The organism is Zestomonas insulae, assembly GCF_016901015.1.
GTDB lineage: Bacteria > Pseudomonadota > Gammaproteobacteria > Pseudomonadales > Pseudomonadaceae > Aquipseudomonas > Aquipseudomonas insulae.
In genome coordinates this window covers 578,539-595,041 of record NZ_JAFEUP010000002.1, presented here as the reverse complement: position 1 = coordinate 595,041, position 16,503 = coordinate 578,539, and the positions used below count along the sequence as shown (strand labels likewise).

Here is a 16,503-nt window from a genome sequence, read left to right as displayed (position 1 = left end):
TCTCATAACAAAAGAGGCACAAGATTATGGCCAGAATGAGAGCAATCGAGGCAGCCGTCCTGGTGATGCGCCGCGAAGGCATCGACACCGCGTTCGGTATCCCAGGCGCGGCGATCAACCCGCTGTATGCCGCGCTGAAGAAAATCGGTGGCGTCGACCATGTCCTGGCCCGTCACGTCGAAGGCGCCTCGCACATGGCCGAGGGCTACACCCGCACCAACCCGGGCAATATCGGCGTGTGCATCGGCACCTCCGGCCCGGCCGGCACCGATATGGTCACCGGCCTGTACTCGGCCTCCGCCGACTCCATCCCGATCCTCTGCATCACCGGCCAGGCGCCGCGTGCACGCCTGCACAAGGAAGACTTCCAGGCCGTCGACATCACCAGCATCGTCAAGCCGGTGACCAAGTGGGCGACCACCGTGCTGGAGCCGGGCCAGGTGCCCTACGCGTTCCAGAAGGCCTTCTTCGAGATGCGCAGCGGCCGCCCCGGCCCGGTGCTGATCGACCTGCCGTTCGACGTGCAGATGGCCGAGATCGAGTTCGACATCGACGCCTACGAGCCGCTGCCGCTGAACAAGCCGAAGGCGACCCGCGCCCAGGCCGAGAAAGCCCTGGCCATGCTGAATGCCGCCGAGCGCCCGCTGATCGTTTCCGGTGGCGGGGTGATCAACGCCAACGCCTCGGACAAGCTGGTGGAATTCGCCGAGCTGACCGGCGTGCCGGTGATCCCGACCCTGATGGGCTGGGGCACCATCCCCGATGACCACAAGCTGATGGCCGGCATGTGCGGCCTGCAGACTTCGCACCGTTATGGCAACGCCACCCTGCTGGAGTCCGACCTGGTGTTCGGCGTCGGTAACCGCTGGGCCAACCGCCACACCGGTTCGGTGGACGTCTACACCGCCGGCCGCAAGTTCGTCCACGTGGACATCGAACCGACCCAGATCGGCCGCGTGTTCACCCCGGACCTGGGCATCGTTTCCGACGCCGGCGCCGCGCTGGACGCCTTCCTCGAAGTGGCCCGCGAGTGGAAAGCCGCCGGCAAGCTGAAGGACCGCAGCGCCTGGGTGGAAGCCTGCCGCGAGCGCAAGCGCACCCTGCAGCGCAAGACCCACTTCGACAACGTGCCGGTCAAACCGCAGCGCGTGTACGAGGAGATGAACGAGTTCTTCGGCAAGGACACCTGCTACGTCAGCACCATCGGTCTGTCGCAGATCGCCGGCGCGCAGTTCCTCCACGTCTACAAGCCGCGCCACTGGATCAACTGCGGCCAGGCCGGCCCGCTGGGCTGGACCGTGCCGGCGGCGCTGGGCGTGGTCAAGGCCGACCCGAGCCGTCAGGTGGTGGCGCTGTCCGGCGACTACGACTTCCAGTTCATGATTGAAGAACTGGCCGTCGGCGCGCAGTTCAACCTGCCGTACATCCACGTGCTGGTGAACAACTCGTACCTGGGCCTGATCCGTCAGGCGCAGCGCGGCTTCGACATCGACTACTGCGTGCAGCTGTCGTTCGACAACATCAACGCACCGGAGCTGAACGGCTATGGCGTCGACCACGTCGCGGTGGTCGAGGGCCTGGGTTGCAAGGCGATCCGCGTGACCGAGCCGAACGAAATCCAGGGCGCCCTCGCCCAGGCCAAGGAGCTGATGCAGAAGCATCGCGTGCCGGTGGTGGTCGAAGTGATCCTCGAGCGGGTCACCAACATCTCGATGGGCACCGAGATCAACGCGGTCAACGAGTTCGAAGAACTGGCCCTGACCGGCAAGGACGCACCGACGGCAATTTCGCTGCTGGATTGATCCCGCGGCTTTCTGGATCCCCACCTGCGCGGCGGCCCGCGCAGGGGGACCACGGAAGCCTCGTCGCCCTCGCGCAGGCGGGGGCCCAATCAACGATGTATTCCGGCCTTGCCGGGCTACGACAAAGGAGCATCCCATGCCCCGTTTCGCCGCCAACCTGTCCATGCTGTTCACCGAGGTGGACTTCCTGGCCCGTTTCGCCGCTGCCGCCGACGCCGGCTTCAGCGGTGTCGAATACCTGTTCCCCTACGATGTCCCGGCCGAGGAGATCAAGGCCCGACTGGTCGCCAACAACCTCGAGCAGGTGCTGTTCAACCTTCCTGCGGGCGATTGGTCGAAAGGTGAGCGCGGCATCGCCTGCCACCCGGACCGCGTCGCCGAATTCCGCGACGGCGTCGACAAGGCCATCGCCTACGCCCAGGTGCTCGGCAACCGCCAGATCAACTGCCTGGCCGGCATCCGCCCACAGGGGTACGACTGCGCGACCATCAAGCAGACCTTCGTCGACAACCTCAAGTACGCCGCCGGCAAGCTCGAGGCCGCCGGGATCAAGTTGGTCATGGAAATGATCAACACCCGCGACATCCCCGGCTTCTACCTGAACACCACCCAGCAGGCCCTGGAGATTCGCGAGGCAGTCGGCAGCGCCAACCTGTTCCTGCAGTACGACATCTACCACATGCAGATCATGGAAGGTGACCTGGCGCGCAGCCTGGAAAACAACCTGGCGGTGATCAACCACGTGCAGCTCGCCGACAACCCGGGCCGCAACGAGCCGGGCACCGGCGAGATCAACTACCGCTTCCTGTTCCAGCACCTCGACCGCATCGGTTACCAGGGCTGGGTCGGCTGCGAGTACAAGCCCCTGACCACCACCAGCGCCGGCCTCGGCTGGCTGAAAACCCATAACGCGATCTGAGGCTTGTTCATTGGATCCCCGCGTTCGCGGGGATGACGCAAGCCTCTCGATACCCGTCATCCCCGCGAATGCGGGGACCCAATAAAAACCCAGGAGACATTTCTCATGGCAAAAATCGGATTCATCGGCACCGGCATCATGGGCAAGCCCATGGCTCAGAACCTGCAGAAAGCCGGCCACACCCTGTTCCTCTCCGAACATCATGACCCGGCCCCGGCCGACCTGATCGCCGCCGGCGCCGTCGCCCTGGCCAACCCGAAAGAAGTCGCCCAGGAAGCCGAATTCATCATCGTCATGGTCCCGGACACCCCGCAGGTCGACGACGTGCTGTTCCGCAAGGACGGCGTGGCCGAAGGCGTGGGCGCCGGCAAGGTGGTGATCGACATGAGCTCGATCTCCCCCACCGCCACCAAGCAGTTCGCCGAGAAGGTCAAGGCCACCGGCGCCGCCTACCTGGACGCCCCGGTGTCCGGCGGTGAAGTCGGTGCCAAGGCCGCGACCCTGTCGATCATGGTCGGTGGCTGCCCGAACGCCTTCGAACGCGCCCTGCCGCTGTTCCAGGCGATGGGCAAGAACATCACCCGCGTCGGTGGCAACGGTGACGGCCAGACCGCCAAGGTCGCCAACCAGATCATCGTCGCCCTGAACATCCAGGCGGTCGCCGAAGCGCTGCTGTTCGCCGCCAAGAACGGCGCCGATCCGGCCAAGGTGCGCGAAGCGCTGATGGGCGGCTTCGCCGGCTCGAAGATCCTCGAAGTACATGGCGATCGCATGATCAAGGGCACCTTCGACCCGGGCTTCCGCATCAGCCTGCACCAGAAGGACCTCAACCTGGCGCTGGCCGGCGCCCGCGAGCTGGGCCTCAACCTGCCCAACACCGCCAACGCCCAGCAAGTGTTCAGCACCTGCGCGGCGATCGGTGGCAGCAACTGGGACCACTCGGCGCTGATCAAAGGCCTGGAGCACATGGCCAACTTCTCGATTCGCGAGGAGTAAGGCGGTTAATTGGGCCCCCGCATTCGCGGGGGTGACGGCCACCCCGTCATTCCCCTGCGCGGGCCGCCGCGCAGGCGGGAATCCAGTTCGACTGGCAGGTACGGCGAAGGGACTGTCTACCCCCAACGCCGTACCGACCGGCCCCGGTCACGAGCCGGGTGTTTCACACCGTGGGAAAGGCGTGGCGCAGCAAGGTCTGCCAGGTACTCCGGCACTTGGTCACGAGTCTCGGAAAGCTCGGATTGCCCGCCCCGCTACTCTCGCGGTACCCCTTTCGACCTCCCGGCCGGCGGTGTCACGGCCTGCCGGACGGGCTGGTCGATTCCAACCCTCAGCGCTTGCCAAGCCGAGCCCTGAGGATTGCAATCGGCCCATACACGCAAGAACAACACTGGAGCCTCCCATGTCCCTCGATCCGCAAGCCCTGCTCCGCGACCTGTTCGCCACCGCCATCGCCGCCGCCCATCCGCGTCAGGTACTCGCCGACCACCTGCCGGCCGACTGCAGCGGGCGGGTCATCGTCATCGGCGCCGGCAAGGCGGCCGCGGCGATGGCCGAGGTGATCGAGCGCGAGTGGCACGGCGAGATTTCCGGGCTGGTGGTGACCCGCTACGAGCACGGCGCCAACTGCCAGAAGATCGAAGTGGTGGAAGCCGCCCACCCGGTGCCGGACGACGCCGGCGAACGGGTCGCCCGCCGCGTGCTGGAACTGGTCAGCAACCTCAGCGAAAGCGATCGGGTGATCTTCCTGCTCTCCGGCGGCGGCTCGTCGCTGCTGGCCCTACCCGCCGAAGGCATCAGCCTCAAGGACAAGCAGGCGATCAACAAGGCGCTGCTGAAATCCGGGGCGACCATCGGCGAGATGAACTGCGTGCGCAAGCACCTCTCGGCGATCAAGGGCGGCCGCCTGGCCAAGGCCAGTTGGCCGGCCACCGTGTACACCTACGCGATTTCCGACGTGCCCGGCGACGAGGCCACGGTGATCGCCTCCGGCCCCACCGTGGCCGACCCGACCACCTCGGCCGAGGCACTGGCGATCCTCGCCCGCTACAGCATCGAGGTACCGGCGCACGTGCGCGCCTGGCTGCTCGACCCGCGCTCGGAGACGGTCAAGCCTGGCGATCCGTGCCTTTCGCGCAGCCACTTCCAGCTGATCGCCACGCCGCAGCAGGCGCTCGACGCCGCCGCCGCCAAGGTCCGCGCCGCCGGCCTGACGCCGCTGATCCTCGGCGACCTGGAAGGCGAATCGCGCGAAGTGGCCAAGGTGCACGCCGGCATCGCCAAGCAGATCGTCCTGCACGGCCAGCCGCTGGCGGCGCCCTGCGTGATCCTCTCCGGCGGCGAAACCACCGTCACCGTGCGCGGCAACGGCCGTGGCGGACGCAACGCCGAGTTCCTGCTCAGTCTCACCGACAGCCTCAAGGGTCTGCCGGGCGTCTGGGCGCTGGCCGGCGACACCGACGGCATCGACGGTTCCGAGGATAATGCCGGCGCCATCATGACCCCCGACAGCTATGCCCGCGCCGCGCGCCAGGGCCTGTCCGCCAGCGACGAACTGGACAACAACAACGGCTATGGCTACTTCGCCGCGCTCGATCAGCTGATCGTCAGCGGCCCGACCCGTACCAACGTCAACGACTTCCGCGCCATCCTGATCCTCGAGGTTCCTGCCAAATGACTCCCGACAAGAAAGTAAAAATCCTCGCCACCCTCGGCCCCGCGATCAAAGGCATCGACGACATCCGCCAGCTGGTCGAGGCCGGGGTCAACATCTTCCGTCTCAACTTCAGCCACGGCGAACACGCCGACCACGCGCTGCGCTACCAGTGGGTGCGCGAAGTCGAGCGTCAGCTGAACTACCCGATCGGCATCCTCATGGACCTGCAGGGGCCGAAGCTGCGCGTCGGCCGCTTCGCCGAGGGCAAGGTGCAGCTCGCCAAGGGCCAGGCCTTCCGCCTCGACCTCGACGCCACGCCGGGCGACGCCCAGCGCGTGAACCTGCCGCACCCGGAAATCATCGCCGCGCTGCAGCCGGGCATGAGCCTGCTGCTCGACGACGGCCGCCTGCGTTTCGAAGTGACCGCCAAGCATGCCGACGCCATCGACACCACGGTGATCGCCGGCGGCGAGCTGTCCGATCGCAAGGGCGTCAACGTGCCGGAAGCGGTGCTGCAGCTCTCCCCGCTGACCGCCAAGGATCGCCGCGACCTGGACTTCGGCCTTGAACTGGGCGTCGACTGGGTAGCGCTGTCCTTCGTACAGCGCCCCGAGGACATCGTCGAGGCGCGTGAGCTGATCCAGGGCAAGGCGTTCCTGATGGCGAAGATCGAGAAGCCATCGGCGGTGCAGCACCTGGAGGCGATCGCCGAGCTGTGCGACGCGATCATGGTGGCGCGCGGCGACCTCGGCGTCGAAGTGCCGGCGGAGAACGTGCCGCGCATCCAGAAGGACATCATCACCACCTGCCGCCGCCTTGGCCGCCCGGTGGTGGTCGCCACGCAGATGCTCGAATCGATGCGCTTCTCGCCGGCGCCGACCCGCGCCGAAGTCACCGACGTGGCCGCCGCCGTGGCCGAAGGCACCGACGCGGTGATGCTCTCGGCGGAGACCGCCTCGGGCGACTACCCGCTGGAAGCCGTGCAGATGATGAGCAAGATCATCCGCCAGATCGAGAACGGCCCGGATTACCAGGCCCAGCTCGACGTCGGCCGCCCGCAGGCCGAGGCCACCGCCTCCGACGCGATCAGCTGCGCGATCCGCCGGATCAGCGCGATCCTGCCGGTGGCGGCACTGGTCAACTACAGCGAGTCGGGTGCCTCCAGCCTGCGCGCGTCTCGCGAGCGGCCCACCGCGACCATCCTCAGCCTGACCCCGAGCCTGCACACCGCACGCCGCCTGACCGTGGCCTGGGGCATCTACTCGGTGGTCAATGCGCGGTTGAGCAAGGTCGAGGAAGTCAGCAGCACCGCGCTGGAAATTGCCCAGGCCCAGGGCCTGGCCAAGAAAGGCGACACCGTGGTGATCACCGCGGGCATCCCCTTCGGCCAGCCGGGCACCACCAACACGCTGCGCATCGAAACGCTGTCGTAACGCAGCTCGGTTGCTCGCGGATGAATCCGCTCCTACACAAGGCGCTCCCCCCCGCCTGTAGGAGCGAATTCATTCGCGATCATCGGTCCATGCCTACGGAATGATCCGTCCGACGGATTGCAACAGCTCAAACGCTCCCATCTGGCTTCGCGCCGGATTTCCAGGCGACCGGCTCCTCAACGGTCGCCTCTTTTTGCCGCTAGCGACCCATGACGCCCCTGCCTGATCGCCTCCTCCCCACCCTGCGCGCCCTGCTCAACGGCTGCAGCCAGATCTTCCTGCAACAGCACGCCCTGTGTGGCGCGCTGATCCTCGTCGCCATCGCCGTGGAGAACCTCGCGCTGCTGCCCGGCGCCCTGCTCGGCGCGCTGTCCGGGCTGCTGGTCGCCTGGCGTCTGGGCTATGGCGCCAGCGACCGCGACGCCGGCCTGTACGGCTACAACGCCACGCTGGTCGGCCTGCTGTTCGCCAGCCAGTTCCTCTGGTCGCTGCCGATGGCGGTGCTGCTGTGCGCCGCCGCGGCGCTGGCCACCGCTCTGCTGCATGCCCTGCTGCGCCGCGGCCGGCTGCGCGGCGGGCTGCCGGTGTACACCCTGCCCTTCGTGCTGTTCGGCTGGCTGAGCCTGGCCAGCGCCGAGCTGTTCGGCCTGGAGTCGCGCAGCGCCGCCGCGCAGGTCCTGCAGGGCGACGCACTGGGCCTCGGCGCCGCGCTGCTGCGCAGCATCGGTCAGGTGATCTTCCTCGGCTCGCCGCTGGCCGGCGCCTGCGTGCTGCTCGCGCTGCTGTTCGCCGGCTGGCGCTGCGCCGCCTGGGCGCTCGGTGCGGCCGCCGCGAGCCTGCTGATGGCGCTGAGCCTGGACGGCACCAGCACCAGCGCGCTGTTCGGCCTGGCCGGTTACAACGCGGTGCTGGTGGCCATCGCGCTGAGCCATCGGCGGATCTGGGCGCCGCTGCTCGGCATCCTGCTCAGCTGGCTACTGCAGCCCTGCTTCGGCGTGCTCGGGCTGCCGCCGCTGACCGCGCCGTTCATCCTCGCCTGCTGGCTGGTGCTCGCCGCCGGCCGCTCGCGCTGGTTGGCCCCGGCCGACGCCACGCTGCGTTCCTGACGCGCTACTGCGGGCCCTGCAGACGCGGGCTCCAGTCTTCCACCACACCGTTCTCCAGGCGCCGCGTCAGGGTGCGCCGCCAGGAGGCGGCGAGCGGCAAGGCCAGGCACTCGCGCAGCAGTTCAGTGTCGATGGTCGAGCTGAACAGCACCGCCGACAGGCGCGCCAGCGGCCACTCCGGCAACGGCCGCTCGAGGCGCTGCAACACGTCGCCGGCGCGCATCACACCGTTCTCGAGCACCCGGTAGTACCAGCCGGTGCGGCCGCTCTGCTGCACGCGCAGGGCCAGCTCCGGCACGCCGAAACGGTCGTTGAGCTTCCAGCACGGCATGCGCCCCTGGGACACCTCGAGCAATGCGCTGCCGGCGCGGATGCGGTCGCCGAGGCAGACGTCGTGCTCGGTCCAGCCCGAGGTGCTGAAGTTCTCGCCGAACGCCCCCGCTGTGCCCAGCAGCGCGTGCGCGCCCAGCTCGGCGGCCCAGGCGGCGTAGTGCTCGCGCGGATAGTGGTGGATGGCCTTGTCGATGCCGCCGTGCACGCGCAGGTCACCCTGCTCGTCGCCGGCCAGCCCGCTGCTGCTCACCGCGAGGGCCGCGTCGCGCGGCGTCTTGGCGATCGCACTGCGGGTCTCGGCACGCGTGTAGGCGACCGCGCGGCCGGTGAGCAATTGGTCGAGGACGATGCGCGCGCTCATCCGAGAGCCTGTTTAGGATTTTCTGGATTAGAGCCAGACAAGGAAAAAGCGGCCGAAAAAGCGCAGTTTACGAAGTGTAAATGAGCATTTTGAGGCCGCTTTTGACGCGGTCTGGCCGCGAGCCAGGAGATCGTAAACATGCTCTCAAGCCTCCTCTAACGGATGCGCATGCTCGCGGCAAATCAGTTCTGCCTCGGCGTGACTGAGCGGTTCGTGGGTCAGGCCGCAGAACGGCAGGCCGTCGACCGTCTGGTGGAAACGACAGGTGCGGCACAGGCCGAAGCTCGGCACGTCCTGATCACGCTGGACGTTGCGCAGCAGGTCGCCGAGCAGTTGCTCGAGCTGCTGCGCATCGGCGCCCATGCGTGCCGCCGCGGCGCTGAGAAACGCCGGCGGCATCACCGCGCCGAGCAGCGCGCGCGCCGCACCAGTCAGTTCCAGATGCACGCTGCGCTTGTCGCGCGCACTCGGCGCCTTGCTCAGCAGGCCCTTGCCCTCCAGCGCCTTGAGCGACTGCGACACCGTGCCCTTGGTCAGCCCGAGGTAGTCGGCGACCGCCAGCGGCGTGTTCGAGTAGCGGTTGCAGCGCGACAGGTAGAGCAGCGCGCTGAGTTGCACCGGCTGCAGATCGGCGAGCAGCGGATGTTGGCGGAACCACACGCGGGTTAGCGCGGAGAGGCGTTCCAGCAGGTCGAACAGCACGGCGGCACTCCGCAATCAATCAGAGCGATAAATAGTATCGAATAAAAACCATATTGACAAAGACCCGCCCGGGAGTAGCTTTACACACAGTTTCGATCCGATACCAACAGCAAGGAGATAGGCAGATGAAAGCCCGCACGTACGCCCTCGCCCTTGGCGCATTGCTCGCCAGCCAGTCCTGGGCCCATGACGCCGAAGGCATCCACAGCGCCAAGTCCGACAAGGCCGACGCCGCCTTCGACCTGGTCCACACCCGCGTCTTCAAGGACGGCAACGACCTGGTCTTCGAACAACTGGTCGACGGCCAGGCCGGCAGCCGCACGCCATCGCCCAAGGGCAGCTTCGCCCGCGCCGAGGTGTACAGCTACGTGTGGCCGACCAGCCTGGACAGCAGCGCGGTGGGCTTCGAGAAAGAATCCGGCATCCTCGCCCTGGCGCTGACCTCGCACCCGGACTTCGACGACACCCCGCAGCTCGACGAGAACCGCGACGGCAAGAAGGACAACGATGGCGGCCTGTGGCACTCGCACTGGGTGGTGCTGAGCAAGGACGCCAGTTGCGGACCGTCCGGCCTCAAGGTGCGCGACATTCCGGAAGGCGCCAAACCCAAGCTGCCGGCGACCTGGCCCGGCGCGCCGATCTACATCGACTCGCCCGGCTATGAGCTCAACGTCAAGGCCAACGCCGCGCAGATCCGCGTGCCGCTGGCGGCAGTCGGCTTCCCGGCCAGCTTCAACTACGACGGGGTGACCGCCGCGCTGCAGGTCAACGCCGACCTGCACAACCCGCTGCTGTGCGTCAGCAGTGTGTGGGACGTGGCATCCGGCGACCTGTCGCTGCCGGCCACCTGGAAACTCAAGGAGGACAAATGATGGACGTCAAAGTCTTCGATACCCACGTGCGCACCCGCGACGGTCGCTACCTGCACTTCGACGTGCTCACCCACGGCGGCGACGTCGAGCGCGCCACCGGCTTCGCCCGGCGCTTCCTCGCCGACCGGGGCCTGCAGGACGCCGACGTCGAGCAGAGCGAGTGCCTGTTCTGCCACAGCGAGTCGGCACCACCGGAGGTGGCTGCGGCCATCACGCAACAGGGCTACTTCATCATCCCGCTACAAGGCTGCTAGGAGGTTCTAATGAACAGTTACCGCCCCCTGAACTGCGATCTGCACGACTACCTGGAGATCGCCTGCATGCACGGCTACCGGTTGCGGGTCGAGCAGGTCAACGGCGCCAGCTTCGAGGCCCAGGCGCTGACCACCCGCACCGCGGCGAGCAAGGAGGAATTCTTCGTCCTCGAGACCGCCCAGGGCAGCACCGAAGTGCGCCTCGACGAGCTGCTCGCCATCACTCCGCTGAACCCCGGCGCCAGCTTCGGCCGGGTGGAACTCGCCGGCCAGTTCTGCGCGTTCTGATTGCACGGCCCGTCCCGGCTCCGCGCCGCGACGGGCCGTTTCCCTCGAACTGTCACTGTCTCATGCTATAGAACACTCATCGTCGTCCGCCGCGTGGGCCCATGTCTTCTCACCAGACGTCCCAGCCGATCAGCCTCCGCCAGGCCCTGCGTTTCTGGCTCAAGCTCGGCTTCATCAGCTTCGGCGGCCCGGCCGGGCAGATCGCCCTGATGCATCGAGAGCTGGTCGAGCAACGCCGCTGGATATCCGAGCGGCGCTTCCTGCACGCGCTGAACTTCTGCATGTTGCTGCCCGGCCCGGAGGCGCAACAGCTGGCCACCTACCTCGGCTGGCTGCTGCATCGCAGCTGGGGCGGCGTGCTGGCCGGTGCGCTGTTCGTGCTGCCGTCGCTGTTCATCCTTATCGGCCTGTCCTGGCTGTACATCGCCTTCGGCCACCTGCCGCTGCTCGCCGGCCTGTTCTACGGCATCAAGCCGGCGGTGACCGCCATCGTGCTGCAGGCCGCGCTGCGCATCGGCGGCCGGGTGCTGAAGAACGCCTGGCTGTGGGCCATCGCCGCCGCGGCATTCGTCGCCATCTTCGCCCTCGCGCTGCCCTTCCCGCTGATCGTGCTCGGCGCCGGGCTGCTCGGTTACCTCGGCGGACGCCTGGCCCCGCAGCAGTTCAGTCCCGGCGGCGGCCCGACGCTGACGAACGCCAGCTACGGCCCGGCGCTGATCGACGACGACACCCCACCGCCCGCGCACGCCCGCTTTCGCTGGCCGCGCCTGGCGCTTCTACTGCTGATCGGCGCCCTGCTGTGGTTGCTGCCGATGGGCCTGCTCACCGCGCTGTTCGGCTGGCAGGGCACGCTGACGCAGATGGCCTGGTTCTTCAGCAAGGCCGCGCTGCTCACCTTCGGCGGCGCCTACGCGGTGCTGCCCTACGTCTACCAGGGCGCGGTCGAGCACTACGGCTGGCTCACCCCAACGCAGATGATCGACGGCCTGGCCCTCGGCGAAACCACCCCCGGACCGCTGATCATGGTGGTGGCGTTCGTCGCCTTCGTCGGGGCCTACCTGCAACCGATGTTCGGCGCCGACCAGGCCTTCCTCGCCGGCGCGGTGGCGGCCGGGCTGGTCACCTGGTTCACCTTCCTGCCGTCGTTCCTGTTCATCCTCGCCGGCGGCCCGCTGGTGGAATCCACCCACGGCGAACTGCACTTCACCGCCCCACTCACCGCCATCACCGCCGCAGTGGTCGGGGTGATCGTCAACCTGGCGCTGTTCTTCGCCTACCACGTGCTCTGGCTACACGGCTTCGCCGGCAGCTTCGACTGGCCGTCGGCGCTGATCGCCCTGGGCGCGGCGGTGGCGTTGTTGCGCTTTAAGGTGGGGGTGGTGGCGGTGTTGCTACTGAGTGCGTTGGCGGGCTTGGTGGTTCGACTGTAGGTCGCCTGCAGAGGAACCCAGTGATCAATAGACAGACTGATGGCACATTGGTAGCGTCGACTGGCGACGCTGTACTTTGTCGCACTGGAGCTCGGCGTTTCTAGGCCGTGCAGTTGGCTGCCAATGTCGCATTTGCGGCGACTCTAACCAGCCAGACAAAGGCCTTTAGGGCGACAAGGAATGTTATGCGACACATGTGGCGGAAAACATTACCCCATATGTGTCGCCTACTTATAGTTAGAGCAAGGTATTTGATGAATTCGAAAACGAAATCAATGCTTATATTTATTGTTGCCGGTCCAATCATAGCAACAGTGCTTGGAAATGGCGGACACCCCATGGCGCTATTTCCCCCATACTTTTTTTCGCCATTATTATGAGCGCCCCTACGACTATATTAGCAGGAACTATTTTTAATATTACTTTAGCAGTGGCCGCAAAAATACCGTGCGTTTCTTATATCTGGTATGGCTCGGGAGCTTTAATGGGTGGAGCATCAGGCGCAATCGCAGCAAAGCTTACCATGTACTTCCCATTCGATAAAATGGACACCTCCAGCCATTATTTATTTTGCGGTGTTATTGGTGCAATTTGTGGAGCAATTTGCTGCATAAATGCTATTGACTTTGAACGGTGAGAAACTTCCTCTAACTAGTGGTTCAAGCCGTTCGCTTCGCTCACTCGGGACCGGCATAGCCGGCCCCTTAACCAAACGTCATGCACAAGGAAGGATCATGCGCACCATCAACATAATAATTATGCTCGGCATTACCGCCATAAGCGCACTACTGGGAACAATCTCGCTAATCACAGGTCTCAATAACTTCCCGAATAGCGTAGCTGCAACAGCAGCGCTAATTGGGCTTTTCATAATATCCATAGCTTACGCAATACTTTTACTTAGGGGCGCAACAAGAAGTAGCGGAGCACATCTTTTAGCTTTCCTATTGTACGCAGTAAGCGCTACCTCTGGGGTTGCCGCAAGCAGCAACATAGGTTTAATCCCGTACATCATGGAAAGCATGAAGCTTAATTTCACCTCAGCCTTAAGCTATGTTTTACCCATTCTTCCGATCTGCGCATCCATATCTATCGCGTCATATATAATTACGCACATATACATTCAACGCCAGAGCAAAAACCCCATGCAAGCCCCGAGCGCAAGCGCATAACAATGCGCTCAACTGACGCTCACTTCGTTCGCTGGACAGCCAAAAGCTGAACTTTTGGCTGTCCATTATCTTGATTGTTATGCTTCAAGGACAGATTATGGGCGAACTTTTATTACTTGCAGGCTTCCTCTTAATCTTCGGCTGGATTTGCTTTGTGTTCTTTACAAAGCGCGGCCGTGGACTGATGTTTGGTGCAAGATCGTCAAAACGTGGGATGGTGTGACAGGGAAGCGAAAAATTGTTACTGCACGAGTAAAGGTTCATGCGGTAAATGCAGCGCCCACTCTTCGCTTCGTCGGGCTAGAACTATCTGTGTCATCCATTGACGGCTATCAGATGGTTCCTATTTCGCTTCCCTCCCCCGAGGCGAAGCTTCTTGCTCAAATGCTCATCGAAGCAGCCAAGTATCGCGGCAGCGCAGTTGAAACATAGCACGGCACTCAAGTCGTTCGCTTCGCTCACTAGGACCGAGTGCCGCGGCCCATTAACCTGAACGTCAGACATCCCGATAAGAACGTATGTCCCTCACTCTTCTTTTACGCTGTAACAACTTGGACGAAACCCGCACGTTCTATCAGGCGGTGCTCTGCTTTGAGGTATTCGATACGCCAGGAACACTCACGGCCGAGAAGCACGACGGCAAACTCATCTTCACCGAACAAGACCTCTGGCAAAGCCAGCCGATGTGTTCCGGCACCCTCTACTTCACCGTTCCGGATGCGGACGGCTACTTCGCCTCGATCAAGGATGCAGTCACGGTCGCCTGGCCCATTCAGGACATGCCGTATGGCTCGCGAGAGTTCGGCATTCGCGACTGCAATGGCTATTACCTGGCGTTCCAACAGCAGGACTAGGCGTGCGCCGCCTGGCCGGAGAGGCGCACGCGGCAGTGGCGCCGGGACTAAACTGACGGCGTTTCCTGCAAGGGGAAACGCCCCGCTCCGTCCTTGTCAGCAAGCGCGTAGACGACCCGCCGGTACGCGCCCAGGCAAGCCCCGCGCGGCCACTCCACAGCAGTCCCGCCGGTGCATCCAGGACACTGCCGCACCGGCGCGTATCAGCAGGCGATTCACCGGCGCATCGCGTTTCCGCTGTCACCTTGTTGCACCGCCAAGCAGCGGCGCGCCCTGGGCGCCGGCTGCGGAGAGGAGGACAAGCAATGGATGAAGGCAAACTCAACGACTTCATGGGCAAGCTGGTTTCCGACATGGGTGGCGCGGCGATGCTCGCCAACATCATCCTCGGCGACGAACTGGGCCTGTACCGCGCGATGGCCGACAGCCGCGCCATCAGCCCCGAGGAACTGGCCGCCAAGACCGGCTGCAACGCCCGCCTGCTGCGCGAGTGGCTGAGCGCCCACGCGGCGTCCGGCTACATGGAGCACAGCGACGGCAAGTTCCGTCTGCCCGAGGAGCAGGCGCTGGCGCTGGCCATCGAGGATTCGCCGGTCTACGTGGCCGGTGGCGCGGTGGTGGTCGCGGCGCTGTTCCATGACAAGGACAAACTGGTCGCCGCCATGCGCGGCAACGGCGCGCTGGCCTGGGGCGATCACCACCCGTGCATGTTCAGCGGCACCGAGCGGTTCTTCCGCCCCGGTTACCGCACGCACCTGGTCGCCGAGTGGCTGCCAGCGCTGGACGGCGTGGTCGACAAGCTCAAGGCCGGCGCCAAGGTCGCCGATGTCGGCTGCGGCCACGGCGCCTCGACGGTGATCATGGCGCAGGCCTTCCCGGCTTCGCGCTTCGTCGGCTTCGACTACCACGCACCCTCCATCGACACCGCCACGCAGCGCGCCCAGGAAGGCCAGGTGGCCGAGCGGGTGAGCTTCGCCCAGGCCACGGCGAAGAACTACCCCGACAACGACTTCGACCTGGTCTGCTACTTCGACTGCCTGCACGACATGGGCGACCCGGTCGGTGCCGCGCGGCACGCCTACCAGTCGCTCAAGCCGGACGGCACGGTGCTGCTGGTCGAGCCGTTCGCCAATGACCAGCTGGACGACAACCAGACCCCGGTGGGTCGGCTGTTCTATGCCGCCTCGACGTTCATCTGCACGCCCAACTCGCTGTCCCAGGACGTCGGTCTGGGCCTCGGCGCGCAGGCTGGCGAAGCGCGCCTGCGTCAGGTATTCAGCGAGGCGGGGTTCAGCCGCTTCCGCCGCGCGGCGGAAACCCCGTTCAACCTGATCCTCGAAGCGCGCAAGTAGGTCTCAGCTGCTCGCCACTGGCGTTGTGCTGCGACGACGCCAGGGCAGGCTCCAGCCCTGCTGCATGCCGGCGGCGGCGAGCAGGATCGCTGCCACGCCGAGCCACTGCACCAGGCCCAGGCGATGGCCGAAGGCGAACCAGTCGACGAAGATCGCCGCGATCGGGTAGACGAACGACAGCGCGCCGGTCAGCGCCGCCGGCAGTTTCTGGATCGCGCTGTAGAGCAGCACGTACATCAGCCCGGTGTGCACGATGCCCAGGGTCAGCAGGCTCGACCAGGCGCCGGTGGTCTGCGGCAGGGTGGTCAGGTTGGCCCAGGGTGCCAGCAGCAGCGCGCCGGTAATTACCTGGATCAGCGCCAGCAGGTGCGGCGGCGTGCCGTCCAGGCGCTTGATGATCAGCGCGGCGATGGCGTACAGCAGCGCCGCGCCGAGGGCCAGGGCGATGCCGGCCAGGTAGTCGCTGCCACTCTGCCCCGGCTCGCCGTGGGCGCTGACGATGGCCAGCATGCCGACGAAGGCCACGCCGAGCCAGACCAGCTTCTGCACGGTGACTTTCTCGCCGAGGAACAGCGCGGCCAGGCCGACCAGCATGAACGGCTGGACGTTGTACACCGCGGTGCCGATGGCGATCGATGCCCGCGAGTAGGAGGCGAACAGCAGCACCCAGTTGCCGACGATGGCCACGCCGCTGAGCACCGCCAGGGCGAAGGTCGCGCGGGTCAGGATGCCCGGGCGCAGGAAGCCCAGCGCCGCGCAGATCAGCAGCAGGGTCAGCGCGCCAAACACGCAGCGCCAGAACACCACGTCGAGCACCGGCTGCCCGGACAGCAGCACCAGCCAGCCGATGGTGCCGCTGATCAGCATGGCGGCAACCATTTCCAGCGAACCGCGTTGCAGCGAATTGTTCATGACCCGCCCTCCTCTGTATGGGCAAAAGTATGCGCAGGCAGAGGAGTGCCGCTCCATGGC

16 protein-coding genes are annotated in these 16,503 nt (G+C 65.5%); 13 read left to right on the top strand and 3 right to left on the bottom strand.

The window, feature by feature from the left end; all coding sequences use genetic code 11:
- The first annotated feature begins 26 nt into the window (after positions 1-26).
- The 6 genes from gcl (at position 27) to JQX08_RS08455 (ending at position 7,913) form a co-directional block, all read left to right on the top strand.
- Positions 27-1,802, top strand: a complete 1,776-nt coding sequence (gene gcl, locus JQX08_RS08480; RefSeq protein ID WP_205347931.1) for a glyoxylate carboligase — start codon at positions 27-29, stop codon at positions 1,800-1,802.
- A 136-nt stretch (positions 1,803-1,938) separates the two neighbouring features.
- On the top strand, positions 1,939-2,721 hold the full coding sequence (hyi, locus tag JQX08_RS08475) for a hydroxypyruvate isomerase (protein ID WP_205347930.1): 783 nt from the start codon (positions 1,939-1,941) through the stop codon (positions 2,719-2,721).
- 105 nt (positions 2,722-2,826) lie between these two features.
- Positions 2,827-3,717 carry a 2-hydroxy-3-oxopropionate reductase gene (locus JQX08_RS08470; protein ID WP_205347929.1) on the top strand — a complete coding sequence of 297 codons (891 nt, stop codon included), beginning with the start codon at positions 2,827-2,829 and terminating at the stop codon, positions 3,715-3,717.
- A gap of 403 nt (positions 3,718-4,120) precedes the next feature.
- The gene (locus tag JQX08_RS08465) at positions 4,121-5,395 is read left to right on the top strand and encodes a glycerate kinase type-2 family protein (RefSeq protein ID WP_205347928.1); all 1,275 of its coding nucleotides are present in this window, start codon (positions 4,121-4,123) and stop codon (positions 5,393-5,395) included.
- The gene (pyk, locus tag JQX08_RS08460) at positions 5,392-6,807 is read left to right on the top strand and encodes a pyruvate kinase (RefSeq protein WP_205347927.1); all 1,416 of its coding nucleotides are present in this window, start codon (positions 5,392-5,394) and stop codon (positions 6,805-6,807) included. The genes JQX08_RS08465 and pyk overlap by 4 nt, the downstream gene beginning before the upstream one ends.
- A 209-nt stretch (positions 6,808-7,016) precedes the next feature.
- The gene (locus JQX08_RS08455; RefSeq protein WP_205347926.1) at positions 7,017-7,913 is read left to right on the top strand and encodes an urea transporter; all 897 of its coding nucleotides are present in this window, start codon (positions 7,017-7,019) and stop codon (positions 7,911-7,913) included.
- Between the two features lie 4 nt (positions 7,914-7,917).
- On the opposite strand, the gene JQX08_RS08450 is transcribed toward JQX08_RS08455, so the two are convergent.
- Both JQX08_RS08450 and JQX08_RS08445 read right to left on the bottom strand, forming a co-directional pair.
- Complete coding sequence (locus JQX08_RS08450; protein ID WP_205347925.1) at positions 7,918-8,607, bottom strand: MOSC domain-containing protein; 690 nt, start codon at positions 8,605-8,607, stop codon at positions 7,918-7,920.
- 144 nt (positions 8,608-8,751) lie between these two features.
- A complete protein-coding gene (locus tag JQX08_RS08445; protein WP_205347924.1) occupies positions 8,752-9,309 on the bottom strand; it encodes a MarR family transcriptional regulator in 558 nt (185 codons plus the stop codon).
- Between the two features lie 125 nt (positions 9,310-9,434).
- On the opposite strand from JQX08_RS08445, the gene JQX08_RS08440 reads away from it, so the two are divergent.
- From JQX08_RS08440 to JQX08_RS08410, 7 genes are all read left to right on the top strand, one after another.
- A complete protein-coding gene (locus JQX08_RS08440) occupies positions 9,435-10,181 on the top strand; it encodes a hypothetical protein (protein WP_205347923.1) in 747 nt (248 codons plus the stop codon).
- Positions 10,181-10,435, top strand: a complete 255-nt coding sequence (locus JQX08_RS08435) for a DUF2024 family protein (RefSeq protein ID WP_205348203.1) — start codon at positions 10,181-10,183, stop codon at positions 10,433-10,435. Before JQX08_RS08440 ends, JQX08_RS08435 begins: the two co-directional genes overlap by 1 nt.
- 9 nt (positions 10,436-10,444) lie before the next feature.
- The gene (locus JQX08_RS08430) at positions 10,445-10,723 is read left to right on the top strand and encodes a Rho-binding antiterminator (RefSeq protein WP_205347922.1); all 279 of its coding nucleotides are present in this window, start codon (positions 10,445-10,447) and stop codon (positions 10,721-10,723) included.
- Positions 10,724-10,824: 101 nt separating this feature from the next.
- Entirely contained in the window at positions 10,825-12,153 is a 1,329-nt protein-coding gene (gene chrA, locus JQX08_RS08425; protein WP_205347921.1) for a chromate efflux transporter, read from the top strand.
- Positions 12,154-12,887: 734 nt separating this feature from the next.
- Positions 12,888-13,325 carry a hypothetical protein gene (locus JQX08_RS08420; protein ID WP_205347920.1) on the top strand — a complete coding sequence of 146 codons (438 nt, stop codon included), beginning with the start codon at positions 12,888-12,890 and terminating at the stop codon, positions 13,323-13,325.
- A 518-nt stretch (positions 13,326-13,843) separates the two neighbouring features.
- Positions 13,844-14,179, top strand: a complete 336-nt coding sequence (locus tag JQX08_RS08415) for a VOC family protein (RefSeq protein WP_205347919.1) — start codon at positions 13,844-13,846, stop codon at positions 14,177-14,179.
- 305 nt (positions 14,180-14,484) lie between these two features.
- Positions 14,485-15,531: a class I SAM-dependent methyltransferase gene (locus tag JQX08_RS08410; RefSeq protein ID WP_205347918.1), complete on the top strand. Its 1,047-nt coding sequence runs from the start codon at positions 14,485-14,487 to the stop codon at positions 15,529-15,531.
- Positions 15,532-15,534: 3 nt separating this feature from the next.
- On the opposite strand, the gene JQX08_RS08405 is transcribed toward JQX08_RS08410, so the two are convergent.
- Positions 15,535-16,443 carry a DMT family transporter gene (locus JQX08_RS08405; RefSeq protein ID WP_205347917.1) on the bottom strand — a complete coding sequence of 303 codons (909 nt, stop codon included), beginning with the start codon at positions 16,441-16,443 and terminating at the stop codon, positions 15,535-15,537.
- Between the last annotated feature and the right edge of the window lie 60 nt (positions 16,444-16,503).